We start from the raw sequence: 5598 nt of genomic DNA on the forward strand, positions 1-5598 counted from the left end.
AATCCCGTATCTCTCTAAACTTTCCCCTGTCGCGGGGTGGAGCAGCCCGGTAGCTCGTCAGGCTCATAACCTGAAGGTCACAGGTTCAAATCCTGTCCCCGCAACCATAAATACTACGCTAAATCAAGGCGTTAGAACCCGATAAAAACACTTGTGTATGGACCGCGCGAAAACGAGTCAACGCCAAGTCAACGTTTTGCAAGTCCCCCTGAAACTCAGGGGGCTTTTTGCGTTCTGGCCTCGCAAAATCTGCTGTGGCAGCATCGCGACATGATCGAGTTTCGCACCCTTCCCGATGAACATCCCGACCTAGCGCACTCGCCGCTGTTGCGCGCAGCTCTGTTGACGCTTCGCTACGCTAGGGATATCGGCTTCATTGGCGTTCAGCTGACTTCAATGCCTCGGAATGGGCAGTTGCGAAGCAAAATGGGAAAAGACGATGACCGGAACCTGTCTGTGCGGCGCGGCGAGCATCACGATCGAAGCGAAGCCTGATTTCATACACGACTGCAACTGCGATCTCTGCCGCAAGTCAGGTGGCGCGTGGGGGTATTTTTCGTCGCCGCAGGTCCGGACCGACGGGCCGACTTCGTCAGTCATGCGCAACGACAAGGCTGACCCCGCCGCAGAAGTGCATTCTTGCCGGTCCTGTCACACCACCATGCATTTCGTGATCGCCAAGTCATTCCAGGACCAACACGGTCCGGTCGACATTGTAGGTGTCAACATGCGCCTGTTCGAGCTGCACCAGATCGAGGGCGTCGAAGTCCGGTTCCCCAATGGCAAGGATTGGTCAGGCGTGGGAGCTTTCGAGTACCGTCGCCCCGCGGCGACGATCGACGGGCAGAACGGCTGGTAGGGAAGCGACAGCTACGACGATCCGACGGGAGACGAAGGTAGAGACGGCCCTCCTTTGCTGCCTTTCACCACAAATGTCGCCGTCGCAATGCAGTTTCTCCGAAGCAGACATTGATGCACAACGCAGCAAAACGGACAGTCTGACGAGAGCCTTGCGAACAAACGAAGGTGCATAGATCAAGAAACTCGTTCAGACCTGAATTGTTGTGCGTGGGGCCACTTTCTGTTGGACTTCTGTGTACAGATCCACTTCCGCCTCGGTCGCATCGATTTCGACCACCAATGAGAACCGCGCATTGCAACGATTTGGATCGACAGCACGATTGTCCTTCCACCAGCCTCCGACAGGATAGACGGCAAGAACGCCACGTTGAGCAAGGTCGTTCGCCGGAAGGGTCAACGTGTCAATGTGAATAGACCCAACACTACGGCGATTGTAGCCAAAATCCCATTCGCCACTGTCAGAACCGTTATCGTCTTGTTGGTCTTCAGTCGCCGTGCGACCAACACGTTGGGTGAACGCAGGAACGTCTTCATCCGCTCCCTTTAAGGCAAAGCGAAGACCATGGGATGCATATCTATTCTTTCTGCCACGAGCGACCTCTGATGGGTTGGGTTCGATGAACGTACTCAATGCAACACGCAGAGTAACGTCCTGTCCGACCAAGCTGCGGAGGACAGTCGTCGGCCATGGCAGTTCAAACAGACGCATCTCGTTTAGTTTACGTCCTGATCCCTTGTTCTCGTAGGGACGAATGGAATCCTCTACGATAAGCGTGATCGCGCTGCTTGCGCTGTTGACAGCACGTTCCAAGTTCGGCTGGCCGTAACCGTATCGGGTGAACATAACATCATAGGCTCTCTTCCGATTTTTGTCTGCTGGGGCAACATGAGACCACATCCGGTCGGTCCACCGTGCCGAGCCGACATAGAGGGCGCGGATAGTCTCAGGCCAGAGGTTAGGATATGAGGCGCGAAGCAATGCGATTTCACGTGCAGCCAACGCTGTCGCCGCACTGGTGTCAGAGATGTGCGTGAATGACCGTGCAGGGTAATTCCGGCTGGTCGTAACCAACATCAGATCAGAGTGTTGATTGGGCGTCGTCGAAAACCCGTCATCGAACCAGTTGCCGCCTTCCAGCACGACATCAGGTTTTATCGGCCAAGTCTTGGTCCAACTCGCTGTACGCGACATCGGGGCCAGATCTCCAACCTCTGCAAGCGTTGCCCCATATGTAGGCCCACCAACACCGTTCATTGCCGTCAACGCACCCACGGCAATGGTGTTCCAAGCTTGCGCTGGAGACTCGATCTCGGCCTCATCATCGTCGTCACACTTTGCAAGATAGTCTGCTGTACCGTCATGCTGTGGCGACAGATTTCCCGCAGATGCGACAATCAACCGTTGCTGTTTGACGGCGCCAGAACGACCCACGGCAAGTTGGTCCAGTTCAGTCGACCAAGACGTGGGTGCCCCGCTGTGAGGTGTGTCATCATCAGTCGTGGTAGCCAGCGCGAAGGTTCGCAACCTATTAGGCTCGACTTCCACCGCGTTGATCGCTTTCTGAGTCCGATCTCCAAGCAGATGATAAGGGTTTTTGCCCGCATCTGGGATCACTTTCGCCGACTCCAACCGATGAGGTACAGGAATTGCAGCGGTGCCTTGCAGCTGGGATCGCAAATCGCCAAAGAGCGCCAAGCCAGCCATTCTGGAGCCATGCCCATCGTGGTCTTCAAGGTCCCAACCAGGCACAGCCGCATGGCGATCCGCTGCGTCCAACGCAGGTTGGATCAGTGGGTGCGCCAACGTGATCCCCGTATCAAGGAGCGTGACATAGGACGCAGCCTGCTGACCCTGAGGTCCATATTGGGTTCGACCAAGGACATCCTGAACCCAATCGGCCTGCTCCTCTGCTTCGAGGCCATCCACGAAGTCGATGGGGACACCAGGCGGAGAAACCGAGCGGACCGAACCTGTTTCGTAGGTCATCTGCGCCAACGAAGCGACTGAAGTCTCCACAAGGACGACGGTATCTTCAGGGAACTCTAAGCGATCTTCATATACGGTAACCCCATTTGCGATTGCTTGTTCGACGAAGCTGTTGGCCTCCGCCGGTTCCAACCAAACCTCCCAAGGTATTGAGCCAGCCGCGACCGGAAACTGCTTTCGAGGATGCCGCCAAAGGTCACGAAGCTCTGCTACTTCAATGCTGGAAATACTGTTTACAAGATCGGCATTCTTCGGCCTGGTTTCTCCATCCTTGTTAGGTTTGCCGTCTTCAACTGAGTATTGCTGAATTTTCGTTCTCAGCTTTGCCAGCGCATTTTCTGATTTGCTTGCCTTCAGAACGGCTACCCCTGGCCTTTGTGTATCAGGGTCAGGTCGATGAACATTTACGACACTCAAACCACTCGCATTGAACCTCTCCGGTTGAAAAGGTTCATCAGGTCGGCAATAGAACTGTAGATATGCGGCGTTTGCTTGTTCAGTGACTTCAATAGCGTCTAGGGCTGCAATGAGTTGAGTGGCATGAGCTAGTCTATCTGGAACTTGTGATGGCCGACCTAAACCACCACCCCTTTTGCCCTGAAACTGTTTACGGCTAGATACCCCGTTAAGGACGATGTGAGGAAGGTTCCGCTCTGCCACTGTTTATTCCCAAAGCCTGCAAGTCCCGTCTGCGACTGATTGAACGCAACAAATCAGCCGACGTTATTGTCTTTTTCGAATCCAATACTGCTCGACGTGCGGCATCCATCGCGGCCTGAATTACATCAGAGGATGAAAGCCCGTGGGCCTGCTCTACCACATCGTCCCAGATAACCTTTGATAAATCAAACCCGATAAGACGACGTGACATCGCTTTTTGCATGGCTTCAGCAGTGGGTAATTCGTACATTAACACGAGATCAAAGCGGCGCAGTATCGCCTTATCCAAAATCCGTGGCAGGTTCGTTGTTGCAATGATCAACGACGGCCCGGTGTCCTCTTCCATGAATTGCAGAAATGAGTTTAGGGTCCGCCGTGCTTCCCCAACGTCGTTGTCACCTTCTCGAGTCGCGGCAAGGGCATCGATCTCATCGAACAAGTAGACCCCTCTTTGGGTCCTTACAGCCTCGAAGATCGCATTCAGTTTGGAGGCGGTCTCACCCATGAACTTCGATATCAACCCGTGCAAGAGCACGGAGTAGAGCGGGAGCTTCAACTCACCCGCCAGTGCCGATGCACTCATCGTCTTTCCGGTGCCGGGGGGGCCTGCCAACAAGACACGCTGCCTAGGTGTCAGGCCATGTTTCTCCAAGATGTCGCGTTTGCGGAACTCAACAACAAGTTGCTCAAGTTCTGACGATACAGATTCTGGGAGGATCAGATCATTCAGCCTTGCCTCTGGATAAGCTGTGCCAATGATTGAAGCCAACTCGCCCCGAGGCTTGGCAATCAGTGTTGGTGACGACGTTTGCGACTTGGGAGTTTGGCCCGCCTCGACCCACTGCCGAAGTTGTTCAGCTAGACGGGTGTGACCCTTCTGTTCTTCCGCCGAGGCAAGCTGAAGCGCGAGATCGAAGAATCGTTCTTCGTTCCCCTCAACGTGACTCTTCAAGAGTCCAATGAGTTGCTTAGCGTTGGCCACCAAATTTATCTCCCTAGTAGAAGTCACCTTACACCGTTCGGCGGCGATTGCTAACGCGACTTGACGCCATCGATCTGGTTTTCAGTGATTGTCATAGTCGGCGCGTATCACCACATGACAATATTGATCTACGGCGCCTGTTTTACGTCCGCTTTCATAAGATGCCAAAGTTATTATGCACACGAAGCGAACTTCCGCTTCCCGTCTTTGACGCCGATCATGCGACCGTTCAGTCGTGTTTGGCCTGCAACATTGTTTGCCCCGCCCAGTGCGTCACCAGCAAGCCCGAGCCTGGTCGCGCATGACGGCGTAGTCGACTAGCATTCGGACCAACATTGCCCCTTCTGGCAAAGCCTCGATCTCGACTGCAGCGCGAGCTTGGTCTGCCGCGCTGTATTCAACAACAGGCGGGCAGGGAGAGTGGCTCTCAGAACCTCCCATCGCGCAAGCGCTGAGCCAGAGCATCACGATCAGCGGGACGGCGGCTGGCGGCGTCCAGCATCTGGCGTTGGATTTCATGGGTGTTGTCCAATGTTGAAAGGCGCTCAGCCAGACGCCCGGCGCGTTCACCGGTACGGCGCAGGTTCAGCAAGAACAGGGCGATGGTGATGACGGCCAACAGGAGGCCCAACGCTTTGCGCGCCGGGCCACTGGTGAGGATCGAGGCAAGCCAATCCATCAGCGCTGGCCCCGCTTCCAGTCGTCGACCCGGGCGTGGATCGTGACTGCGATGCCAATCAGTGCCACGGCGATGAAGAGCCAGCGCAGGGCATCGAGGTAAGGCACCAGCGGCTCGATGGCGGATTGGGTTTCAGCGAGGACCTCTTGTGCCACCTCGACTCCGGCAGCGCCGACCGTGGCGATGCCTGCTGTGCCACCGCCTTTCAGGGTTCGGCTCTCGGCCAAGACCTCGCGGGCAGGCGGGATTTCCGGCACGAACGGCGTGGCGCGAACCGGGAAGGGTTCTCCCCATCTTCGCGTAGGACCGAGGTCAATGTGCATGAACCCCGACCGGGGATAGGTGCCGAAGCCGAGAAAGCCGACGGCGCGGGCCGCTGCCTCGAAGGCCACCGGATCGTGGTTCGCCATGGCGATGTCGAAGGCGGCT

At 55.9% G+C, this 5598-nt stretch carries 4 protein-coding genes, 1 tRNA gene and 1 pseudogene; 2 read left to right on the plus strand and 4 right to left on the minus strand.

Annotated elements, in window-relative coordinates; translation table 11 throughout:
* Positions 1 to 30: 30 nt before the first annotated feature.
* A tRNA-Met gene (locus IEV82_RS23240) sits at positions 31 to 107 on the plus strand.
* Between the two features lie 332 nt (positions 108 to 439).
* Complete coding sequence (locus tag IEV82_RS23245) at positions 440 to 859, plus strand: GFA family protein (RefSeq protein WP_188484462.1); 420 nt, start codon at positions 440 to 442, stop codon at positions 857 to 859.
* Positions 860 to 1048: 189 nt separating this feature from the next.
* On the opposite strand, the gene IEV82_RS23250 is transcribed toward IEV82_RS23245, so the two are convergent.
* From IEV82_RS23250 to IEV82_RS23265, 4 genes and pseudogenes are all read right to left on the minus strand, one after another.
* A complete protein-coding gene (locus IEV82_RS23250; RefSeq protein ID WP_229748005.1) occupies positions 1049 to 3508 on the minus strand; it encodes a S8 family peptidase in 2460 nt (819 codons plus the stop codon).
* Positions 3474 to 4490 (minus strand): AAA family ATPase, encoded by a 1017-nt coding sequence (locus tag IEV82_RS23255; RefSeq protein WP_229748006.1) that lies wholly within the window; start codon positions 4488 to 4490, stop codon positions 3474 to 3476. Before IEV82_RS23255 ends, IEV82_RS23250 begins: the two co-directional genes overlap by 35 nt.
* 427 nt (positions 4491 to 4917) lie before the next feature.
* On the minus strand, positions 4918 to 5169 hold the full coding sequence (locus IEV82_RS23260; RefSeq protein WP_188484464.1) for a hypothetical protein: 252 nt from the start codon (positions 5167 to 5169) through the stop codon (positions 4918 to 4920).
* Positions 5169 to 5598 (minus strand): annotated as a pseudogene (locus IEV82_RS23265) (DUF882 domain-containing protein); the annotation flags it as partial. The pseudogene IEV82_RS23265 and the gene IEV82_RS23260, both read right to left, overlap by 1 nt.

The sequence above is a fragment of the Marivita lacus genome (assembly GCF_014637725.1).
In the GTDB taxonomy this organism is placed as follows: Bacteria; Pseudomonadota; Alphaproteobacteria; order Rhodobacterales; family Rhodobacteraceae; genus Marivita; species Marivita lacus.